This window comes from Novosphingobium sp. BL-52-GroH (assembly GCF_044813085.1).
Lineage (GTDB): Bacteria > Pseudomonadota > Alphaproteobacteria > Sphingomonadales > Sphingomonadaceae > Novosphingobium.
Genome location: NZ_CP171152.1, coordinates 2509937 through 2529858, shown reverse-complemented (window position 1 = coordinate 2529858; position 19922 = coordinate 2509937). Strand labels below are relative to the sequence as shown.

Genomic DNA, 19922 nt, shown 5'->3' with positions numbered 1-19922 from the left:
GATGCCCACCATCACCATCCCCGGCGGCGAGACGATCTGGTACAAGAAGACCGGTTCCGGCAAGCCCGTGATCCAGATCCACGGCTCCGCCTTCGGCCACCGCAACTTCGCGCGCATGACTCCGCTGATGGCAGAGAACTTCGAGGTCATCGACTTCGACCTGCCCGGCTACGGCGAAAGCACCGGATCGCTGCGCGAGGCCGGCATGAAGGGCATCGCCGACATCGTCCACGAGTTCGTCGTCGCTCTGGGCTACGACAAGGTGAGCCTGCACGGCACCTCGTTCGGGGCGATGATCGGCGTGAACCTCGCCGCCTACCACCCCGAGATCATCGACCGCATTGTCTTTTCCTGCTTCCTGGCCAAGTACGACCTGGCGGCGCGGATGATGCGCAAGACCTGGAAGATCGCCGCCCGCGACAGCGGCATGAAGGCGGTCACCGATCTCACCTCGGTCGCCGGCTTCGCGCGCGGCTACTACGAGCGGCCCGAGGCGCAGGCCCAGTTCGAGGAAATGTACGAGGCCTTCGACGCCACCGACCCGGAAGCCTTCATCAAGGGCACCGAGACGATCGAGAAGACCGACCTTTCGCCCCTGCTGCCGAACATCACCATGCCCGCGCTGCTGCTCGCAGGCGCCGAGGACAACATGACCCCGTTCAACCCGGCGCCCAGCGGCGTGGGTTTCTCGACAATCGAAAAGCTGCTGCCCGACTGCGAGATGAAAGTGCTCGACGACTGCGGCCACTACCTCGTGCTGGAACAGCCCGAGGTAGCGACCCGCCTCGCGACCGAGTTCCTCCTCCGCGCCTGACACCCAAAGCGGCCGTTCCCGACCTCCCGGTCGCTTCGCAAGTGGGAGGTCGGGGTAGGACCGCATCCGCCTGAGGCGCGCGAATTTCTCCACGCGGTCGCACCCCGCATAGCGGGCGATGCCGCATTGGATTTTGCCGACCTCCCGCCGCCGCCGCATCCTGCCCGGACGATCCAGAACTCGAGGGTGCCGATGCGGCCGAAGACACTGTTTTCCTTTGCATGGAATACCAAGGCCGCTGCCGCGGGCGAAAGGCGATGACCATGGCAACGACCCGCCGGGCCCTGCTCGCCATGGGCGCCGTCATGCCGCTCGCGATCGGCGCGCGTGCTGCGGCGCAGGCTCCCGCCCCTGCCTCGCCGTCCCCTGCATCGCCGTCCCCTGCATCGCCGGCCCCCGCATCGCCCGTCGACGTCCCGACCCTGTGGCGCGGTCTTTTCGCCGGGCCCACGGACGCGCTCGCCTGCTGGTGGTCGTCGGGCACGCTCTATGCTCATGTCGACCGGCTGCGCGAGTTTCCGGTGGCGGGGTTGCGCTCGGTCATGCTGTTGCGCACGGGCGTGCAGGCGACCGGCACCGTCGCGGATTTTCGCACGATCGGCTTCTTCACCGATCTCGATACCGGCAGCCCTGCCGACCGCTGGTACAACGTCTTCACCGATCGCGTGCAGGACCTGCCGCCCTTCTTCGTCGAGGGACCCGGCCGCTACGCCATGACACCCACTGCCGACGGCGCCGCGCTGGCGCTGACCGCCGCCCGTACCCGCACCAACCGCGTGCTCGCCACCGCGGAGGCCAGCGGCGACCGGCTCGCGCTGACCCAGATCGAGGGGACGCTGCAGGGCTTCCCCAGCCTCGACGGCACGCTCCCCCCGCTGGACGACCCGGCGGTGACCGAGCGACAGAGCCGGTTCCAGTTCATCGCCCGCCGCGCCGCGGTGGCCGAGGCCGGGAAGGGCAGCGTCGCCGGCACGCGCGGCTTCTTCAGCCACGTCTACGACGCGCTGCCGCCCTGGCTCGGCTTCGGCGATACGCTGGGCAGCGGGCTGTCCAAGGGCCAGATGCTCAAGGCAGCGGCACAGGACCGGGTCGACGAAGGCGCCTGGGCGTACCTGCGCCATCATGTCCCCGATGCCTTCTCCGGCGACCGGCTGGTGCTGCGATGACGGCGCTCGCCTGGCTGGCGATAGCCACTGCGGCACCGGCTGCCGCCCCGCCGCCGAGCATTCAGGATTGCGCGGATTGTCCCGAGATGATCGTGATACCCGCCGGTCCGTTCGCGATGGGTACCAGCGAGGACGACATCCGCCGCTGGGGCGTCGCTCCCACCAACCGCACGGTCGGCTGGCAGATGCCGCAACACCGGGTCACCATCGCCCACCGCTTCGCTCTGGGTGCCACGCCGGTGACCCGCGCCCAGTACGGCCGCTTCGCCCGCGAAGTGGGCGACAAGGTGGCCGGGGTCGGCTGGGAATCGACCGGCCTGCGCCAGACCGACGACGATCCGGTCGTGCGCGTAAGCTGGGACGAGGCCAGCGCCTATGCCGCGTGGCTTTCCCGCCGCACCGGCAAGCGCTATCGCCTGCCGTCCGAAGCGGAATGGGAATATGCCGCCCGGGCCAGCACGACCACCGCCTACTGGTGGGGCGACGACGCCGGCGTCGGCCGCACTGTCTGCGACGACTGCGGCAGCGAATGGGACGGCAAGGGCACCGCGCCCGTGCGCACGTTTCCGGCCAATCCCTTCGGCCTCTACGACATGCTGGGCCAGACCTTCGAGTGGACCCGGGACTGCTGGAACGAGGACTATCGCGGCGCGCCGGCGGACGGCTCGCCTTGGATGACCGGCGACTGCGCCGTCCATCCTTCGCGCGGGGGATCGTGGAACCTCGACGCGCGCATCGCCCGTTCCAGCCAGCGCGCCCGCGACGACCACGACTACCAGGGCAACATGGTGGGCTTTCGCATCGCGCGCGACATGGAGCCGGGCGAATGAGCCGGGACGAGCCGCCGGGCGCACGGTTCTTCGGGCACCCGACCGGCCTCGCCTACCTCGCCTTCACCGAGGCCTGGGAGCGGTTTTCCTTCTCGGGCATGCAGGCCCTGCTGGTGCTCTACATGGTGGCGCAACTGCTCACGCCGGGCCACGTCGAGCACGTCGTGGGCTTCGCCACGACACGCACGGTGCTGGAAACGGTCTATGGCCCCCTGGCGCCCCAGCCGCTGTCCTCGGCCATCTTCGGCCTCTACACCGGGCTCGTGTTCTTCGCGCCGGTCTTCGGCGGATACCTGGGCGACCGCTGGTTCGGCCAGCATGCGATGGTGATGGCAGGCGCGGTGCTGATGGCGCTCGGCCACCTGCTGATGGCGCTCGAAAGCGCGTTCCTCCTTGCCCTGCTGCTGCTGATCCTGGGCGCCGGGTGCCTGAAGGGCAATATCTCCAAGCAGGTCGACGGGCTCTACCGCGACGGGGACCGCCGACGCACCGAGGGGTTCCAGATCTTCTCGATGGCGATCAACACCGGCGTCATCGCCGCCCCGCTGGTCTGCGGCACCCTGGGCGAGCTGTACGGCTGGCACTACGGTTTCGGAGCCGCCGGGATCGGCATGATGATCGGCCTGGGCATCTACATGGCCGGCAAGCGACACCTGCCGCCGGACAACCTGGAGATCGCCCGCACGGCCGGCCCGGTCCTGCCGGCGGATCGCCGGGTGCTGGGCGTGCTGGCGGTGGTGTTCGTGGTGACCTGCTGCTTCCTCGTCGCCGCGGGCCAGCTCGGCAACGCCTATACGCTCTGGCTGCTCGACCATGCCGACCGCCAGATCGGCGGGCTGACGATCCCGGTGACCTGGTTCCAGGCGCTGACCCCGCTGTTCTCCGTCCTCCTGACCCCGCTGGTGGTGCGCCGCTGGCGGACCCTGGCCGACAAGGGACGCGAACCCGGCCTCTTCGCCAAGATGGCGATCGGGCTCGCGATGGCCGGCGCCGGCCTGCTGCTGCTGGCGCCGCTGTCGCACCTGGGACACGTGCCGTGGTGGGCCGTCCTGCCGACCCATGTGCTGGTCTGCCTCGCCTACGTCATGGTCTATCCGGTGGGCCTGGCGCTGTTCTCGCAAGTCGCGCCTGCCGGTGCACGGGCCATGTACATCGGCATCTTCTTCATCACGTCGTTCGTCGCGAGCAATCTCGTCGGCTTCCTCGGCGGGTACTACACCACCATGCCGCAGAGCCTGTTCTGGTCGCTGCACGGCGCCCTGGCGCTGGCCGGAGCCTTGCTCGCCCTTGTCGCCATTCCCGCGTCGCGATCCGTCCTGGACATGCGCCGCCCCCTTCCTGGAGCCCCTGCAGATGCCTGACCATCACCGCGGCAACCCGCCGCCCACCGATGCCCTGTTCGTCCCCGGTTCCGCGGGGGAGCGCGTCCTCGTCCATAGCTGGATGCGCGACGGCCACATGCAGAGCGCGTGGCCCGGCGACGATACCGTGGTGCCGCCCGACGGCACCCCGATCCACGTCAAGATCATCAACTTTCCGATCGGCTCGGTCCGCGAGGTCCATCTCGACACCGGCGCGCGCACGCATCCGCACCTGGGGTACGAGGACGTGCTGTTCTACCAGATCGGCGGCCGCCGCGTGCAGATGTGCGAGGACGAGACCGGCCGGCTCGACCCGGGCGACGTCTCGTTCGAGCCGAACGGCGTCGAACATTCGACCTACCAGTTGATCGCCGGCCTCTTCGTCGAATTCGCGCTGCCCGCGCCGGTGCGGCCTGGCGGGCGCGGTAGCTGGCTGCGCGCCGACCAGGCCCGCGACGTACCCTGCGCGGTCTGGAGCGAGGACGGCACGCTGCGCCTCGCGGACGGTCCCGACGCGTTCTGGGCGCCCGCCGAAGCGCAACGGCACGTCCGCCGGGTGTTCAGCTTCCCGGGCCATGACCTGATCGAGACGGTGCTGCCCGCATCCGGTCGTACCGCCCCGCGGACCGAGATCCACGACACTCTTTTCTACGTCATTTCAGGCTCCGGCTCGATGACCATCGGCGAGAGCGCGTTCGCGGTGCAGGCCGGCGACAGCCTGCGCGCTCCTGCGGGTACTGCCTATTCCATCGCTGCCGGCGACGATGTCACCCTGATCCAGGCCGCCGCCCGCCTCCTGCCGCAATGATGCGGACGCCGCCGCCGGAGCCCCCCGGCTCCGGCGGCGGCGTCCCTTATCCCGCCAGGTCTTTCAGGAAGTCCGCAGCGGCGGCCAGCGTGCGTCCCGCTTCGGAAACGACGCGCCCGACGGTCAGGTAGCCGTGGACCTGCCCGGGGAGATGGCGCAGCGTCACCTCGCCTCCCTCGAAACGGATGCGCCCGGCCAGGGCCAGGCCTTCGTCGCGCAAGGGATCGTGCCCGGCCACGGCCAGGAACGTGGGCGACAAGGCCCCCAGGCCATCGGCCAGCAGAGGCGAGGCGCGCCAGTCGTCGGCCTGCGCCGCGTCGGACAGGTAGTGGCCGGCGAACCAGGCCATCGTCGATGCGGTGATCGGGACGTCGACGACCTCGCGATAGGAGCCGGTGTTCCCCCGCAGGTCCGTCACCGGATAGAACAGCACCTGCCCGGCCGCCGGGGGACGCCCCAGCCCCGGTGCGGCCAGCGCCGCCACCAGCGCGAGGCATCCCCCGGCGCTGTCGCCGGCCAGCACGAGCGCATCGGCCCGGACGTTCAGGCGCCCGGCGTTCTCGACCACCCATCCGTGCGCATCGAGCGCATCCTCGACTGCCGCCGGAAAGGCGTGCTCGGGCGCGAGGCGATAGTCGACCGCGACGAGGGGCCAACCGGTGAGCGCCACCAGGTGGCGGCAGATGCCGTCGTGAGTGTCGAGGTCGCCGATCACCCATCCCCCGCCGTGGAAGAACAGGATCGCCGGCCCCGGTTCGCGCCTGCCGGCCGGGGGCTCGTAGAGGCGCAAGGGAATCGGCCCTCCCCGCCCCTCGATGCACACGTCCTCGACGCTGCCGACGTCGATCGCCGGAAGGTTCACGGTGTCGCGGCCCGATCGGTAGAAGGCCCGCGCCGCATCGACCGACAGCGTCTCGAAGGCGGGCCGCCCGGCTTCGCGGACCAGCGCCAGATAGGCCTCGACGTCCGGATCGTATGCCCCGGCCATGGCTCAGCGCGCCTCGGTGAGTTCGCGATAGGCCTCGCGGTCGAACCTGCGGGTCAGCGCCTGGTAGTCCTGCACCGGTCCCGACCAGTTGTTGACGACGCGCCCGGCGGCGTTCTTGTACCAGCTCGTGCAATTGCCCGCCCAGGCGCTCCCGTCCATCTCGGCCTGGAGGGCTGCGTCATAGCGTTCCATGCTGTCGCGCCCGACCTCCAGCGCGACGTCCTGCTCGAGGACCACCGCGGCCGCCTGCGCGATGTAGGCGAACTGCGCCTCGAACATGGACAGGACGCTGTTGTGCCCCAGATTGGTGTTGGGCCCGTAGATCAGGAAGAAGTTGGGGAACCCGGCGACGGCCATGCCCTTGTAGGCGCGGGCGCCGTCCTGCCATTCGTCGCGCAGCGAAGCACCGGCGCTGCCATGGACGTCGACCGGGCCCTGGAAGCTCTGCGTCTCGAAGCCGGTGCCCCAGATGATGACGTCCATCTCGTGCAGCACGCCGTCGCTTGTCACGATGCCTTCGGGCACGATCCTGTCGATGGCTTCGGTGACCAGGCTCACGTTGTCGCGGCACAGGGCCGGATAGTAGTCGTCGGAGCGCAGGACACGTTTGCAGCCCAGCGGGAAGTCGGGCAGCAACCGCGCGCGCAGGGCCGGGTCGCCGACTTGCGCGACCAGATGGTCGCGGGCCTGCTGCTCCACCTCGCGCGCTTCCTCGCTGCCTTCGCGCATCCGCAGGAACGTGGTCTCGCGCCAGGCGAACAGCTCCGCCTTGTTCTCGTCGAACGCGGTGGGATGCTCGATGAAGCGGGCGAGTTCCTCGGGTGTGTAGGGACGGTCGCCGCGCGGCACGATCCAGTTGGGGCTGCGCTGGAATACGGTCAGGTGCCCGGCCTCCGGCGCGATCGCCGGGATGTACTGGATGGCGCTTGCCGCATTGCCGACGCTGGCCACCCGCTTGTCCGCAAGGTCGAGATCGCGGGGCCACCGCGCGGAGTGGAACTGCTGGCCGGCGAACGTTTCGCGGCCCGCGATTTCGGGAATCTGCGGCCGGTTGAGCTGTCCCCATGCCGCGACGAAGATGCGCGCCCGCACGCTCTGCCCGTCGGCCAGCGCGATCGTCCAGCGCAGTGCATCCGCGTCCCAGCGCGCCGAGACGATCTCCCGCCCATAGGCTATGTGCGGCGCGAGGCCCTGCCGCTCGACCAGCCGCTCGGCATAGCGCAGCAGTTCCGGCTGGCGCGCGTAGAGCCGGCTGACCTCCTTGTGGAGGTCGAAGCTGAAACAATAGAGGTGGGATTCGGTGTCGCAGGCGGCGCCGGGATAGATATTGTCCCGCCAGGTCCCGCCCGGCCCGTCTTCTTTCTCGACGATCAGGAAATCATCGATGCCCTGGCTGCGCAGAACCGCGCCCAGGCCGATGCCTCCCAGGCCTGCCCCGAGGATGACGACTTGATATTCCGTATTCATGACTGGCTCTTACCGAAAGAAGTTGGCCCGAAAGTTGGCAGATCGGGGTGCGGCACGCGGGCAGTCCTGCGCGGCCGAACGAAATCGTCTTTCATCCTGCAATCCTCGCGGGGCGCGGCTTCGGTGACGTGATCGCCTTGCCGCCTGTCCTTGTCCTCGTGCACGGGTGGTCGTGTCTGGAGGTCGCCAAGTCCAACCGATTATGCGCGATAACCGAAACGCGGGTGGGTTTGAGCCTAGCGCGAAAGCGCCTGGGGATTGACGGCCTTGCCGGTCCCCATCAATTCGCGGATGCCGTCCAGCAGCGTCGCCGTCGACGGTTCGAGGCGGTCCCGGTAGCCGTAGAACCCGCCGATCTGGATATGCAGCGCGCCGAGGGCATCGACGGCGGCGACTGCCGCCTGGCGAATGGCGGCGACTGCGGCGCGTGCTTCGGTTCGCTCCTCGACCGGCTCGAACCGCGCCGTGCGCTTGGGCCCGATGGTGTCGCGATGGAGCGCTTCGAGCGCATCGGGCCAGAACAGCATCGGTTCGATCACGAAAGCGTGGTTGCCGATCGTCGTGAACAGCCAGGAGAGGGTGATGCCATGGCGCTCCATCGCGGCGCCATGATCGGCGAACACCGCCGCAAGGGTATCGTACCCGCGCCGCGCCAGCGACAGGGGCAGGACGCAATGCAGCGGCACCCAGCGCTCCCCGCGCGGGCCGGTGACGCCGTTGAGCGGCGGGAACGGCGCGGCGAGCATCGCCTGTGGCACGCTGCCCGGCACCTGCCGCGCACCCACGCCGGCGGCCAGCGCCAGCAACCGGCGCTTGGCGTCGAGCAGCGCCGCCTCGCTGTCGCCCTCCACGAAGAGATGCGCGGAGAACGGCATGTCGTCGAGGAACTTGCGCCCGGCCAGCGCCATGCGGGCCACATGCGCGACCCCGCTGAACGGATTGCCCGCCGCCCGCATGACCTGCCAGGCCGTGCGCAAGTCCTCGCCGATACCGGCGGCGGCAGCGAGGCGCGCGGTCTTCAACCCGTCATCCAGCCCCATCTGCTGCGCCGGCAGTCCCATCCGGGCGGCCTGCGTCATCAGGGCGCACAGGGCATCGATGTCGGGCGTCACGAACGACAGGCCTTGCGCCAGCAAGGGCTTGCGGACGAGGCGCAGGACCACTGCGGTCTTGATCCCCATGGCGCCGGCATCCGCCGTGAACAACCCGGTCAGGTCCGGCCCGAAGTGACGGCAGAAGGGATTGCTGCCGCGCACGCCGAGGCTGCCGGTCCGGATGATCTCGCCCCGGCCGTTCACCACTTCGAGGCCGATCACGCTGTCGACCGCGCTTCCCGCCGTGCCGGAGCCCCAGAAGATCGCATTCTGACTGATGGCGCCGCCGATCGTCGCCTTGCGGCCCGACAGGGTCCCCCAGTACGGCGTGCGCAGGCCGAGCGGATCGAGTGCGCCGTGGAGGCGCTCCCACGTGCAGCCCGCCTCCACCACCACGTACATGTCTTCAGCGTTGATCTCGACGATCCGGTCCATGCCCCTCATGTCGAGCAGCACGGCGCCGGCAGGATCCGGAGAGATGTAGCCGCCGGTGTAGCTCATGCCGCCGCCCCGCACGACGACATGGCCACCATGTGCCGACGCCGCGGCCACCACCGCCGCCACCTGCTCGGCGCTGGCGGGCCTGGCGACGAGAGCCACATCCTCCGAGCGGTAGAAGACGTCCTGGCTCATCAGGGCGCGCAGGTCCGGATCGCGCGACAAGGCGTCCGGATCGAGCTTGCCCGCCAGCGCCTGCACCAGGGCGTCGATATCGACCATGCCCGACTTCGCCCTTACCTCCTGGGCTTCCAGTCCGGCTCGCGCTTCTCGCGGAAGGCGCGATAGCCCTCGCGGCCGTAAGGCTGGTTGCCCATGTAGTCGACGAAGCTCGCCAGTTCGAGTTCGGCCCCCTCCGTCACGCCCAGTTGCGCGCCGTCGATGAAGATGCGCTTGAGCGACGCCAGTGCCGGGCGTGGCTTGTCGGTCATGGTCGCCGCGAAGGCGCGCGCCTCGTCGACCAGGCTGGCGAGGGGCACGGACTTGAGCGCGAGACCGATCGCCACCGCCTCGGGGCCCTTGTACCAGCGCGCGGTCCACAGCACTTCCTTGGCCCGCTGCTCGCCCACCCGCCGCTTGAGCCGCAGCGAGACGCAGGCGGGAACCACGCCGGCGTCGGTATGCACGTCGCCGATCCGGGCCTCGTCGGCGATTATCATGAAGTCGCAGCCCAGCGTCATCTCGAACCCGCCGGCGCGGGCGAAACCGTTCACCGCCGCGATGGTGGGGATTTCCAGCGCCTCGATCCGCGCGATGATCGCGGCGAGGCGGCGCACCGTGCTCTCGAAGTAGGCGATGTCGTCGAAGGCCCGGTCCAGCAGGTCGAGGTCAAGACCGACGCAGAAGCCCTTGCCGGTACCGGTGATGACGAGCGCGCCGAGGTCGGCGTCCTGCTCGATGATGTCGAGCGCGGCTTCAAGGTCTGCGAAGCGGGCCTCGGTCAGCGAATTGAGCAGGTCGGGGGTAGTGAATGTCAGCAGGCCGATACGGTCGGCAACTTCATATGTCAGGCTTGAAAAGGCCACGTCTTGTCTCCCGGAGAATGAATAATGCGGTCCACGTTCGGGCCGCTGCCGACCAACAGGACGCCCTAGGCGTCCATGGCCTCGAGCGTCGCGCGGTACGACTTGCGCGCCAGCCAGAGCAGCAGCATCGACACCAGCGAGGCGATGCCGATCGTCAGCGCCAATGCCAGTCCCACCGCCTTGGGGTCCTGGAACAGCTTCTCGGTGAACAGCGCCACCACCGTCGGGCCAAGGCCGATTCCCGCCAGGTTGAGGCCGAGGAAGTAGATCGACGAGACTTGCGCCCGCATGCGGTTGGGCGTGATCTCCTGGAAAGCCGCCGCCGCGCAACCGTAGGGCATGGCCCCGCCGAAGACGAAGGCGGCGAACAGCACCAGCGACAGCGCCGGGCTGGCTACCAGCGGCGCAGCGATGCCGAACGGCAGGGCGATGGCCGCGGAGAGGATACCAACCAGCAGGTTAGCATCGGTCCGCCCGGCCGCACGCCAGCGACTGGCGATCAGGCCGCCGACGGTGATGCTGGCCGTGCCGATCGTCAGCAGAATGATCCCGAAGATCAGGCCGATCTGCGCGGCGGTATAGCCGAAGTTGCGGATGAAGAAGGTCGCTATCCAGGCCGTGGCGCCGTTCCACATCAGGCCGCCCGCCGCATAGCCGAAGATCAGCAGGGCATATGTCGTGCGCCGGGCGTTCATGTACGCAGCCAGTTCGCCCAGGCTCGGAAAATCGGCCTTGGTCGTCCCCATGCCGCGCCGCGGCGGCTCGCGCAGGGTCGCGACAAGCAGTCCCACGACGAGGCCCGGCGCCGCGACGAGGAGGAACACCGTCTGCCAGGGCTCCATGTGTCCGACCAGCGGCATCTCGACCGCCGGCACCAGGCCGATCAGCGCGCCGCCGGCGATCAGCGCAAGGCCCGCCCCGAGATAGATAGCCCCGGTGTAGACCGACATCGCCTTGGGCAGGTTCTTCTTGCCGAAGTAGTCCGCCAGCATCGAGTAGGCGGCGGGCGACAGCGCCGCCTCGCCAACACCGACGCCCACGCGGGCTGCGAACAACTGGCCGAAGCTGCGAGTCACGCCGCACAGGGCAGTCATCGCGCTCCACACGAAGACGCCCGCGGTGATGATCGTCACGCGCCGATAGCGGTCCGCCAGCCGCGCGATCGGCACCCCCAGGAGGGTGTAGAAGACCGCGAAGGCGAGCCCATGCAGCAGGCTCACCTGCACGTCGCTGATGTGCAGCGACGCTTTGATCGGCTCGACCATCAGCGTCAGGATCTGCCGGTCGACGTAGGAGATGGTGTAGGCCAGGATCAGGATGAAGACGACGTACCAGCCGTAGCGTTCGTCGGGCGTATCCTCAGGGCGTTGCTCGAGGTCCATCGTCGGTCCTTTCTCGGGCTCAGCCCATGTCGCGCAAGTCGCGCTTCAGCACCTTGCCGTTGGCATTGCGAGGGAGCGCCTCCACGATCTGCAGCAGGCGCGGGATCTTGTACGCGGTGACCTTGCCTTCGCAGAAGGCCGCGAGGTCTTCGGGTTCCAGGCTGGCGCCCGGCTTGAGCGCAGCGAAGGCCTTGAGCGTCTCCCCCCAGCGTTCGTCGGGAATGCCCACCACCGACACTTCGGCGATGGCCGGGTGGCGCACCAGCACCTCCTCGATCTCGCGGGGGTAGATGTTGACGCCGCCGGAGATGACCATGTCCTTCTTGCGGTCGACGATGTACAGGAAGCCGTCGGCATCGCGCTTGGCCATGTCGCCCACCGACACCCAGTCGCCCTGGATCGCCGATGCGGTTTCCTCGTCGCGGTGCCAGTAGCCGTTGAAGTGCATGGGCGAGCGGCTGAACAGCTCGCCGATCTCCTCCACGTCGCAGACGCTGCCGTCCTCGCGGCGCACTTCCACCGAGACGTGCGGTATCGGCGTGCCGACACAGCGCGCCTTCGCAAGGTGCCAAGCCGGGCGCATGTTGCACACGAGGCCTGCTTCGGTGGAGGCATATATCTCGTGGAGAATCCCCTCGCCGAACCAGGGGATGATCTTCTCCTTCATCGCCTGGCTGAGGGGGGCGGCGTTGGAAATGATCGTCTTGATCGGAGGCAGCCGATACGGGTCGGTCACGTCCGCCGGCAGTTCGAAGATCATCTGGAAATGGGTCGGCACCATGAAGATGCCGGTCACGCCGCCATTCTTCAGGCGGTCGAGCGTTTCCACCGGATTGTACTTGTCGAGGATCTCGACCGTGCCGCCCCCTGCCAGCGAGGCCGCCGGAAAGCCGAGGCCGCCGCCATGGTTCATCGGCGACATCGCCAGGAACTTGTCGTCGTAGCCGAAGCAGCCGAATTCCGTGGCGGAGATCAGCGCCACCAGCATGCGCGAGCGATGCGACAGCATGACACCCTTGGGCTGGCCGGTGGTGCCGGAGGTGTAGGGAATGGTCCAGACGTCCCATTCCTCGATGCGCGGCAGGCTGTCGGGCACTTGCGCCTCGGCCAGCACGGCCTCGTACTGCGGGCCCAGTTCCACGACCGGGATCGCCGGGTCCAGCCCCGCCTCGCGGATCGCGGCGATGCTGACGTGATCGGCGATGATGAGCTTCGCCCGGCTGTCCGCGATGGCGACGCGCACTTCGGCGGGGGTCATGCGCGGATTGATGGTGGCGACCGCGACGCCCGCATCGGGAAGCCCCGCCACCACCTCGAGGTACTCGATGCAGTTGCGTGCGATCAGCGCGGCAGTGTCTCCGTGCCGCAGACCAAAGCGGGTGATCGCGGCATTGCGCAAGGCCGTGAAGCGATCGACCAGATCGCCGTAGCATAGCGTCCGTTCGCCATGGATCACCGCGACCTTGCCGGGATCGCGGGCGCTGGCGGCGCGGATGGCATTGCCGAAGGTCATCGGTTGAAACCCCGGGGGCAGGGTCGCGGGATTGCCGGGGTAGACACGCAGCGTGCTCGTCATTGGTCGATTTTTCCGTAACGTGAGACCGGAAGCCGCAGCCGCCGTTTCACCAATCGTGAGGGAACCCCGCTTCGGCGGTCCCGGAAAGCCCCGGGCCCGCCGTCAACCGGAGTTCGGGTACAGGTCGCTCAGCGCGGTATCCGGGTGAAGATGCGCAGCGCATTCTCGCGCATCAGCCTGGCATGGGCTTCGGGACGGAAGCCGAGTTCGGCCACTTCGCGCACGGCCCGCTCCGGGTCGATCACCGGGAAGTCAGTCCCGAACAGCACTTTGTGGCTGCCGTAGCTATTGGCGTAATGGACATAGGACTTGGGCCAGTGCTTGGGCGCATAGGCATCGCCCGCGGTGTAGACGTTCTCGTGCTTCCAGCACATCGAGATCATCTCGTCCGTCCACGGGATGCCGATGTGGATGCCGATGATGACCAGTTCGGGGAAGTCGATCGCCACCTGGTCCAGCAGGATCGGCTTGGCCACCGACGGCAGGCGGCGCTCCTTCGAGTAGACCAGGTTGTGCCCGACCTGCATCATGATCGGCACGTCCAGCTCGCAGCATTTGGCGTAGTAGGGGTAGATCTGCGGGGCGTCGGGCGCGATGTTGAACCAGTGGGGATACCAGTGGGCGCCGACGAAGCCATAGTCCCTGACGCCCTTTTCGAGGTCGCGCAGCCCCTGCATGCCGCGGGTCGTGTCGACCCCCGCCAGTCCCGAGAAGCGATCGGGATGCTTGGCGCAGATTTCGGCGATGGCCTCGTAAGGAACCTCGAAGCTGCCCTTCACGTTGAGGTCGCCCGCGCGCACCGCGATCAGCAGCGAACGCTCGATGCCCGCAGCATCCATCTTGCGCAGGTAATCCTCGATCGCGATCCCCGGCCGCAGCGCAGGGTCCATGCGGACCTGCTCCTTGAAGTTCTCGTCGAGCCCCGTCCAGCCCTGCTCCACCGCCTCGGGCGTGAAGATGTTGCAGACGATGTCGATTGTTCCGGTGCTCATGACCTGCCCCATGTCGTGTTCGTTGGCCCGGACGCTACGGCGACGCTCTTGCGCGAGTCAACAAAACATCACAAACAGGATCAAGAAACACATGGATATACTAAACGGTCATAGCGAGCCGTCGTCGCGGCCGCCGGGATCGCCATCCAGCGGGAGGTCGTTTGAATGCCGGACATCAGGAAGGCCTACGTAGATATCGGCGAGGGACAGGTGCACTATCGTCTCCGCCCTGCGTCCGGGGATCACGGGCGCGCCATCCCCGTCGTCTTCCTCCATCAGACCGCCAGCTCCGGCGCAATGTGGGAGAAGGTGATGCACCGCTGGAGCGGCGCCGGGGCGCTTTACGCCATCGACACGCCAGGCTTCGGCGGCAGCTTCGACCCCGCCGGAACGCCGGACATCACGGCTTATGCCGGCTGGATCGTCGAGACGCTGGACGCCCTCGGGATCGACCGGGCCCATCTGGTGGGGCACCACACGGGGGCGGTCGTCGCGCTGCACCTGGCCGCCACCCGACCGGACCGTGCGGAGAGCCTGGCCATGATCGGTCCCGCCGCCCTCACCGCCGAGGAACGCGGCGTTTTCGCCAGCAAGCTCGGCCGCGCCTTCACGCCGGGCCGATCGGGTGCTCACCTGCTGATGAACTGGGAATACCTGCGGGTGGGCGGCGCGGACCAGGACCTGGCCCTGCTGCACCGCGAGATGATCGACATGCTGCGCGCCTGGAAGGCCCGCCCGCATGCCTATTCCGCGGTATGGGCCCTGGATTCGACCCCTCTGCTCCACGCCCTCGCCTGCCCGACCGTGGCGATCGCGGCGCGCGACGACATCCTCTTCCCCTACCTCGATCGACTGGACGCCATCAGGCCGGACATCGCCCGCGTGGTGCTGGAAAAGGGCGCCAATTTCGAGCCCGACCTCGCTCCCGACGCCCTGTGCGCGGCGCTGCTCGCCCACATCGCCACCGTCGAAAGCACATAAGGCCCGCTGCAAGAGGGCTGTCGAACCGGTTTCTACCGCAAGTACGGCTCGATCGCCCGCCATGCCGCCAGTTTTCCCTCCCGCGTCATGCCGGCATGGGCCGCACTGGACGAAGGCAGGTCGACGAGCGCGATGCCGCCGCCGGCCAGCGATGCGAGTTGCCGGCGCCCCCGCTGTGCCGCCGCCCCGCCGTTGAAGCCGATGGCCCGCAAGTGCGGCAGCCGGCCGGCGAAGGCGACGAGATCGCGATGCGTCGCATCGCGGATCGCGCCGTCCAGGCTACCCTGCCGCCGGGCGCTGGCGATGACGTCCCACAGCCCCACCCGGTGCACGCGCAAGCAGGCCAGCCGCTCGGCATAAGCCAACCGAGGCAGGCCCGCCTCGCCGAGCACCTCGCCCATCAGCCACCAGAAGGCATTGGACGGATGCGCGTAGTACTCGCCCGCCATCAGGGAGCGCTCGCCGGGCAGACTGCCCAGCAGCAGGACGCGGGTTTCCCCGTCGACGCTTGCCGGCAGGGCGGTCTTCAGGGGCGGGTCGGGCGCCATATCGGAAGCCTATCGCTTTGTCGCAACCATCATCGAACGGTCATCGGTGCGCGATATCCCAGTAGGGCGGGTCGCCGAAACCCGATCGCAGGCTGTCCACGAGCGCCAGGACCTTGGCCGAAGGGTTGCGGTCGCGCGGATAGACGACGAATATCTCCGCGCTTTCCGGCTCGCATCCCACGTCGAGGACCACCAGGTCGCCCTTTTCCAGCGCATCGGCCACGTAGAACGACGGGAGCAGGCTGATGCCGAGGCCGGCGGTCGTGGCATCGCGCATGACCAGCCCGTTGTTGACCCGCAACACCGCGCGGGGCCGTGCGACGACCCAGCCACCCTTCGCGGCGAAGCGCCAGTCGGATTCGCGGTTGGAATAGAGAACCCCGCGATGGTCGGCGAGGTCGGACACGCGCGCCGGGGCGCCGTTCCGCGCCAGGTAGCCGGGCGACGCGACGAGCAGCCGCCGCGTATGGGCGAGGCGCTTGGCCACCAGCCGGTTGTCCGCGATGGTCCCGACCCGCAGCACCGCGTCGTAGCCGTCCGCTGCCGCATCGACGAAATCGTCGTCGAGGTCGAGCGAGAGGTCGATGTGGGGATGCCGTTGGAGGAAGTGGCTTACCGCCTTGCCGAGATGCAGCATCCCGAAACCCACCGGCGCCGCTATGCGCAAGGGGCCGGAAAGCGTGCCGCGTCGTTCCGAGAGTTCGGCCGCCGCCTCGACCGTTTCGCGCAGGATCGTGCGTGCGCGGGGCAGGAACGTCTCCCCGTCCTCGGTAAGCGAGAGCTTGCGGGTCGTGCGCTGGATCAGGCGCGTGTCCAGTTCGCGTTCCAGTTCCGCCAGCCGCTCGCTGACGACGGACTTGGGGCGACCCATCAGCCGCGCCGCGCCGCTGATCGATCCGGCGTCCACGATCGCCGCGAAGGCCGCCACGGTATCCAGTTTCATCATTGTTCGGATTTTCCGAATTTCAGTTCCATGTATCGGCGTCTATTCGGAACAGTGATACAAAGATATCTCTCTGTCCAGGGAATGCGCCGCCCCGGCGCCTCCCCGACAAGGGAGTTCATCCATGCTTCGTTCGCTTCTGACCGCCGCCGCACTGGCCGTTTCCGTCCCCGCCCCCGCCTTCGCGCAGGTTCCCGCCTTTCCCGCCAGCTTCCAGACCCGCGACATCGCGGCGAACGGCACCACCCTGCATGTCCGCACCGGCGGCTCGGGTCCGGCCGTTATCCTGATCCACGGCTACGGCGAGACCGGCGACATGTGGGCTCCGCTCGCCGCCGAACTTGCCCGCGACCACCAGGTCATCGTTCCCGACCTGCGGGGCATGGGCTTCTCGCAGCGCCCCGAAGGTGGCTACGACAAGAAGACCCAGGGCGAGGACATCGCCCGCCTGCTCGACGCCCTGAAGGTCGGGAAAGTCGACGTCGTCGGTCACGACATCGGCAACATGGTCGCCTATGCCTTCGTCGCCCAGTACCGCGACCGCGTGGGCAAGCTGGTCCTGATGGACGCGCCGTTGCCCGGGGTCGGTCCTTGGGAGGAAATCCTCAAGAATCCGCTGCTCTGGCACTTCCGTTTCGGCGGCCCCGACATGGAACGGCTGGTCGCCGGTCGCGAGCGGATCTATCTGGATCGCTTCTGGAACGAATTCTCGGCCGACCCGAAGAACTTCGACGAAGCCTCGCGCCAGCACTACGCCAGGATCTATGCCCGGCCCGGCGCGATGCACGCAGGCTTCGCCCAGTTCGCCGCCTTCGACCAGGACGCGATCGACAACAAGGTGTTCCTCGCCCAGGGCAAGCTGACGATACCGGTCCTCGCCGTCGGCGGTGAAAAGTCCTTCGGCACGACCATGGCCGCTGTCACCCGCTTCGCCGCCTCAAACGTGTCAGAGGCCGTCATTCCCGGTGCCGGACACTGGCTGATGGAGGAGCAACCCGCAGCTACCGTCAAGGTCGTGACGTCCTTCCTCGACGCCAAATAGCGCCAGGCCACATGGTGCGCGCCCCTTGTGAACGCTCACAGGGGGCGCAGCGCGTTCCCCGGCCTGTCTTCGAGCCGCATCAGGCGCGCAGGCCGGGCAGCGCCAGTGCACTGCGACCGACCTTGCCGAGCACCGAGCGCACGATGCCGTGGAGCGGCGGCTCCAACCAGGCGGCTATGGCGAGCGAGGCGAGCAGCGATCCGGCGAATGCCGCCAGCAACGCCGGCAAAATACCCAACGGCGCCGCCGCCAGCAGAATGGCCCCGCCGACGTGGATATGGACGAGATAGAGCGGATAGGTCGACAGGCCCGCCAGCCGCAACGCTCCCGAAAGCACCTCCACCCGCGCCGCGATCGCGTCCCGGTACAGGAACGAGAGCGCCACGAGAGCCGTCGCCGCCAGCCAGATGGCATAGGGCAACAGCCATTTTACGGCGAGGTCGGAGCGTCCGGCCATTTCCCAGACTGCCGCCTCCCGCACTTGTATGGCCGCCGCCGCCACGCAGGCAATCGCCAGCGCCAGATGCCGCGGGCCAAGCTCGCCGCTGCCGAGGCGGGCGCAGACCATGCCGATCGCGAAGTATACGCCATGCTGCAGCAGCAGGAGTTCGGTGAGGCGTCCGCCCGGCTCCAGCAGGCCGCCCGCCACGGCGAGCCAGTATCCGCAGCTCACGCAGCCGAGCCCCCAGACCAGCCCCCGCATCCCCTGCGCCGACCGGCCCGATGCCAGCAGGACGCAAACCAGGGCGTAGAAGCACAGTTCGATCGGAATCGTCCAGAACTGGCCGATGATCCAGGGGCCCCAGGGCATGAAGGTAACCGTCTTCAGCGCCAGCCAGACGGCCTTGGCGGGCGCCATGCCGAACGCGCTGATCGCCACCGGAAGGGCAAGAAGGGCCGCGATCAGCAGCGCCGGCAGCAGCCGCGCGACACGCCGCCTGGCAAAGCCGCGCGCACTCGCGCCCCTGGCCGAGTAGGCGATCACCGCGCCCGAAACGACGAAGAAGACCTGCACGCCGATCCACCCGCACCAGGTCAGGCGCCAGCCGGGCGGGTCGGCGGTCGACGCGCCCAGAACTTCGTTGAGCGAGCTGCCCTCGATCGCCCAGGCCTTGAAGCCCAGGTGATAGACCACCACCAGCACGGCGGCGAGAAGGCGCACCACATCGAGCCCGTAGACGGGCGCCTTGCGTTGCCGGGAGGGGGCTTGGCCGGGCGTCATTGCTCCCGAACATTCGCCCATTCGGCCTCGCCCACAAATTAATTCGCGGTCATAGCCCGAAATAGCCGCCGGGCCTGCTCGCCCCAGGAAAAGCGCTCGGCACGCGCAAAGCCCTGGGCCCGCAAGGTTTCCGCAAGTCCGGGATCGTCGAGCACGCGCCGCACCGCCGCCAGGATGTCGTCGGTGTCGAGGGGATCGCAATAGAGCGCGGCGCCGCCGCATCTCTCGGTCATCGAGGGAATCGCCGAGGCGACGACCGGGCAGCCCAGGCTCATCGCCTCGATCGGCGGCAGCGGCGAGGCTTCGTAGAGCGAGGGAAACAGCAGGCACGCAGCGCGGCGGTAGTAGCCGGCCAGCGTCTCGATGCAGGGCACCTGCCCGACGAACTCCAGCATGGGCGCCACGTCCGGCGCGACGCGACCGCGAATCGGGGCAAGGATCTCGTTCCCCGCGCCGACGAAAACGGTGCGCACCCCATCCTCGCGGGCGAGGCGCTGCGCGACCGCGACGATCCGCTCGACGTTCTTGCGGCGCGACAGCGAGCCGACGTAGAGCACCATGCGCTCGCGCTCGCAGCACATGTCGCGTTCCACCCGGTCCCGGCTCCAGCCGCCGTTCTGGATCGTGACGATGCGCCCGCCCGAACGGCGGCGCAGGCGCCTGAGCCGCTCTGCTTCCGCGATCGATCCGGTGAAGATCGGTCCGGCCCGCCGCAGCAGCACCGGCAGCAAGGCACGATGGGCCCAGCGATATCGCCGCGAATAGGCCTGCGGGAACGAAAGATGGGATACGTCGTGGATCATGACCGCGACGCGTTGTCCGACCAACGCCGACGCCACCGGGGCCGTGTTGCCCAGGCACAGCAGGCGCCGCCCCGCGACCATGCGGGGCAGCACGAACTGCTCCCAGGCGTGCCCTCGCGCGCCGCCCCTTCGCTCCACCGCTATGTGGCGCAGGCGCAGCGACGAGACGTCCGCCTCCGGTTCACAGGCCAGGGCCATCCCAGCCGGCGCTTCGCCCGCGCCCACCATGCGATCCATTTCGGCGACAAGTTCGCGCGCCACCCGTTGCACGCCAGTGACCGGCTGCATCAGGAAGCGGCCGTTGATCAATATCGCATCGTCGCGCTGCAGCATCCCCCGTCCCCACCTGGCCCGTCCCCCTGGCAGGTCCTGCATGGCGCGG

18 protein-coding genes are annotated in these 19922 nt (G+C 68.5%); 7 read left to right on the top strand and 11 right to left on the bottom strand.

Annotated features, from left to right (window positions below; genetic code table 11):
- Position 1: 1 nt before the first annotated feature.
- From ACFFDA_RS24830 to ACFFDA_RS24810, 5 genes are all read left to right on the top strand, one after another.
- Positions 2–814, top strand: a complete 813-nt coding sequence (locus tag ACFFDA_RS24830; protein ID WP_404479932.1) for an alpha/beta fold hydrolase — start codon at positions 2–4, stop codon at positions 812–814.
- Between the two features lie 263 nt (positions 815–1077).
- Complete coding sequence (locus ACFFDA_RS24825) at positions 1078–1980, top strand: hypothetical protein (RefSeq protein ID WP_404479931.1); 903 nt, start codon at positions 1078–1080, stop codon at positions 1978–1980.
- Positions 1977–2810: a formylglycine-generating enzyme family protein gene (locus ACFFDA_RS24820; RefSeq protein ID WP_404479930.1), complete on the top strand. Its 834-nt coding sequence runs from the start codon at positions 1977–1979 to the stop codon at positions 2808–2810. The genes ACFFDA_RS24825 and ACFFDA_RS24820 overlap by 4 nt, the downstream gene beginning before the upstream one ends.
- The gene (locus ACFFDA_RS24815; RefSeq protein WP_404479929.1) at positions 2807–4171 is read left to right on the top strand and encodes a peptide MFS transporter; all 1365 of its coding nucleotides are present in this window, start codon (positions 2807–2809) and stop codon (positions 4169–4171) included. Before ACFFDA_RS24820 ends, ACFFDA_RS24815 begins: the two co-directional genes overlap by 4 nt.
- Complete coding sequence (locus ACFFDA_RS24810) at positions 4164–4979, top strand: cupin domain-containing protein (protein ID WP_404479928.1); 816 nt, start codon at positions 4164–4166, stop codon at positions 4977–4979. Before ACFFDA_RS24815 ends, ACFFDA_RS24810 begins: the two co-directional genes overlap by 8 nt.
- Positions 4980–5025: 46 nt before the next feature.
- Here ACFFDA_RS24810 and ACFFDA_RS24805 read toward each other — a convergent pair whose 3' ends face one another.
- From ACFFDA_RS24805 to ACFFDA_RS24775, 7 genes are all read right to left on the bottom strand, one after another.
- On the bottom strand, positions 5026–5967 hold the full coding sequence (locus ACFFDA_RS24805) for an alpha/beta hydrolase (RefSeq protein WP_404479927.1): 942 nt from the start codon (positions 5965–5967) through the stop codon (positions 5026–5028).
- Positions 5968–5970: 3 nt separating this feature from the next.
- Positions 5971–7434, bottom strand: coding sequence for a flavin-containing monooxygenase (locus ACFFDA_RS24800; RefSeq protein ID WP_404479926.1), 1464 nt, complete (start codon positions 7432–7434; stop codon positions 5971–5973).
- 236 nt (positions 7435–7670) lie between these two features.
- Positions 7671–9248, bottom strand: coding sequence for an FAD-binding oxidoreductase (locus tag ACFFDA_RS24795; protein WP_404479925.1), 1578 nt, complete (start codon positions 9246–9248; stop codon positions 7671–7673).
- Positions 9249–9262: 14 nt separating this feature from the next.
- Positions 9263–10051: an enoyl-CoA hydratase/isomerase family protein gene (locus tag ACFFDA_RS24790; protein ID WP_404479924.1), complete on the bottom strand. Its 789-nt coding sequence runs from the start codon at positions 10049–10051 to the stop codon at positions 9263–9265.
- 65 nt (positions 10052–10116) lie between these two features.
- Positions 10117–11433 carry a spinster family MFS transporter gene (locus tag ACFFDA_RS24785; RefSeq protein ID WP_404479923.1) on the bottom strand — a complete coding sequence of 439 codons (1317 nt, stop codon included), beginning with the start codon at positions 11431–11433 and terminating at the stop codon, positions 10117–10119.
- A 19-nt stretch (positions 11434–11452) separates the two neighbouring features.
- On the bottom strand, positions 11453–13009 hold the full coding sequence (locus ACFFDA_RS24780) for a class I adenylate-forming enzyme family protein (RefSeq protein ID WP_404479922.1): 1557 nt from the start codon (positions 13007–13009) through the stop codon (positions 11453–11455).
- A 128-nt stretch (positions 13010–13137) separates the two neighbouring features.
- Positions 13138–14001 carry an amidohydrolase family protein gene (locus ACFFDA_RS24775; protein WP_404479921.1) on the bottom strand — a complete coding sequence of 288 codons (864 nt, stop codon included), beginning with the start codon at positions 13999–14001 and terminating at the stop codon, positions 13138–13140.
- Between the two features lie 165 nt (positions 14002–14166).
- Here ACFFDA_RS24775 and ACFFDA_RS24770 point away from each other — a divergent pair, with 165 nt between their 5' ends.
- Positions 14167–14982: an alpha/beta fold hydrolase gene (locus ACFFDA_RS24770; RefSeq protein ID WP_404479920.1), complete on the top strand. Its 816-nt coding sequence runs from the start codon at positions 14167–14169 to the stop codon at positions 14980–14982.
- Positions 14983–15014: 32 nt separating this feature from the next.
- Here ACFFDA_RS24770 and ACFFDA_RS24765 read toward each other — a convergent pair whose 3' ends face one another.
- Both ACFFDA_RS24765 and ACFFDA_RS24760 read right to left on the bottom strand, forming a co-directional pair.
- On the bottom strand, positions 15015–15530 hold the full coding sequence (locus tag ACFFDA_RS24765) for a DNA-deoxyinosine glycosylase (protein WP_404479919.1): 516 nt from the start codon (positions 15528–15530) through the stop codon (positions 15015–15017).
- A 40-nt stretch (positions 15531–15570) separates the two neighbouring features.
- Complete coding sequence (locus tag ACFFDA_RS24760) at positions 15571–16476, bottom strand: LysR family transcriptional regulator (protein WP_404479918.1); 906 nt, start codon at positions 16474–16476, stop codon at positions 15571–15573.
- A gap of 121 nt (positions 16477–16597) precedes the next feature.
- On the opposite strand from ACFFDA_RS24760, the gene ACFFDA_RS24755 reads away from it, so the two are divergent.
- The gene (locus ACFFDA_RS24755) at positions 16598–17515 is read left to right on the top strand and encodes an alpha/beta fold hydrolase (RefSeq protein WP_404479917.1); all 918 of its coding nucleotides are present in this window, start codon (positions 16598–16600) and stop codon (positions 17513–17515) included.
- 79 nt (positions 17516–17594) lie between these two features.
- Here ACFFDA_RS24755 and ACFFDA_RS24750 read toward each other — a convergent pair whose 3' ends face one another.
- Together ACFFDA_RS24750 and ACFFDA_RS24745 are read right to left on the bottom strand one after the other, a co-directional pair.
- Positions 17595–18758 carry an acyltransferase family protein gene (locus tag ACFFDA_RS24750; RefSeq protein ID WP_404479916.1) on the bottom strand — a complete coding sequence of 388 codons (1164 nt, stop codon included), beginning with the start codon at positions 18756–18758 and terminating at the stop codon, positions 17595–17597.
- Positions 18759–18775: 17 nt separating this feature from the next.
- Positions 18776–19873: a glycosyltransferase family 4 protein gene (locus ACFFDA_RS24745; protein WP_404479914.1), complete on the bottom strand. Its 1098-nt coding sequence runs from the start codon at positions 19871–19873 to the stop codon at positions 18776–18778.
- Between the last annotated feature and the right edge of the window lie 49 nt (positions 19874–19922).

What these genes read in the sequence shown, in the direction of transcription:
- ACFFDA_RS24830 (WP_404479932.1), top strand. Translation starts at nt 2, where the DNA reads ATGCCCACCATCACCATCCCCGGCGGCGAGACGATCTGGTACAAGAAG.
- ACFFDA_RS24825 (WP_404479931.1), top strand. Translation starts at nt 1,078, where the DNA reads ATGGCAACGACCCGCCGGGCCCTGCTCGCCATGGGCGCCGTCATGCCG.
- ACFFDA_RS24820 (WP_404479930.1), top strand. Translation starts at nt 1,977, where the DNA reads ATGACGGCGCTCGCCTGGCTGGCGATAGCCACTGCGGCACCGGCTGCC.
- ACFFDA_RS24815 (WP_404479929.1), top strand. Translation starts at nt 2,807, where the DNA reads ATGAGCCGGGACGAGCCGCCGGGCGCACGGTTCTTCGGGCACCCGACC.
- ACFFDA_RS24810 (WP_404479928.1), top strand. Translation starts at nt 4,164, where the DNA reads ATGCCTGACCATCACCGCGGCAACCCGCCGCCCACCGATGCCCTGTTC.
- ACFFDA_RS24805 (WP_404479927.1), bottom strand. Translation starts at nt 5,967, where the DNA reads ATGGCCGGGGCATACGATCCGGACGTCGAGGCCTATCTGGCGCTGGTC.
- ACFFDA_RS24800 (WP_404479926.1), bottom strand. Translation starts at nt 7,434, where the DNA reads ATGAATACGGAATATCAAGTCGTCATCCTCGGGGCAGGCCTGGGAGGC.
- ACFFDA_RS24795 (WP_404479925.1), bottom strand. Translation starts at nt 9,248, where the DNA reads ATGGTCGATATCGACGCCCTGGTGCAGGCGCTGGCGGGCAAGCTCGAT.
- ACFFDA_RS24785 (WP_404479923.1), bottom strand. Translation starts at nt 11,433, where the DNA reads ATGGACCTCGAGCAACGCCCTGAGGATACGCCCGACGAACGCTACGGC.
- ACFFDA_RS24780 (WP_404479922.1), bottom strand. Translation starts at nt 13,009, where the DNA reads ATGACGAGCACGCTGCGTGTCTACCCCGGCAATCCCGCGACCCTGCCC.
- ACFFDA_RS24775 (WP_404479921.1), bottom strand. Translation starts at nt 14,001, where the DNA reads ATGAGCACCGGAACAATCGACATCGTCTGCAACATCTTCACGCCCGAG.
- ACFFDA_RS24770 (WP_404479920.1), top strand. Translation starts at nt 14,167, where the DNA reads ATGCCGGACATCAGGAAGGCCTACGTAGATATCGGCGAGGGACAGGTG.
- ACFFDA_RS24765 (WP_404479919.1), bottom strand. Translation starts at nt 15,530, where the DNA reads ATGGCGCCCGACCCGCCCCTGAAGACCGCCCTGCCGGCAAGCGTCGAC.
- ACFFDA_RS24760 (WP_404479918.1), bottom strand. Translation starts at nt 16,476, where the DNA reads ATGATGAAACTGGATACCGTGGCGGCCTTCGCGGCGATCGTGGACGCC.
- ACFFDA_RS24755 (WP_404479917.1), top strand. Translation starts at nt 16,598, where the DNA reads ATGCTTCGTTCGCTTCTGACCGCCGCCGCACTGGCCGTTTCCGTCCCC.
- ACFFDA_RS24750 (WP_404479916.1), bottom strand. Translation starts at nt 18,758, where the DNA reads ATGGGCGAATGTTCGGGAGCAATGACGCCCGGCCAAGCCCCCTCCCGG.
- ACFFDA_RS24745 (WP_404479914.1), bottom strand. Translation starts at nt 19,873, where the DNA reads ATGCTGCAGCGCGACGATGCGATATTGATCAACGGCCGCTTCCTGATG.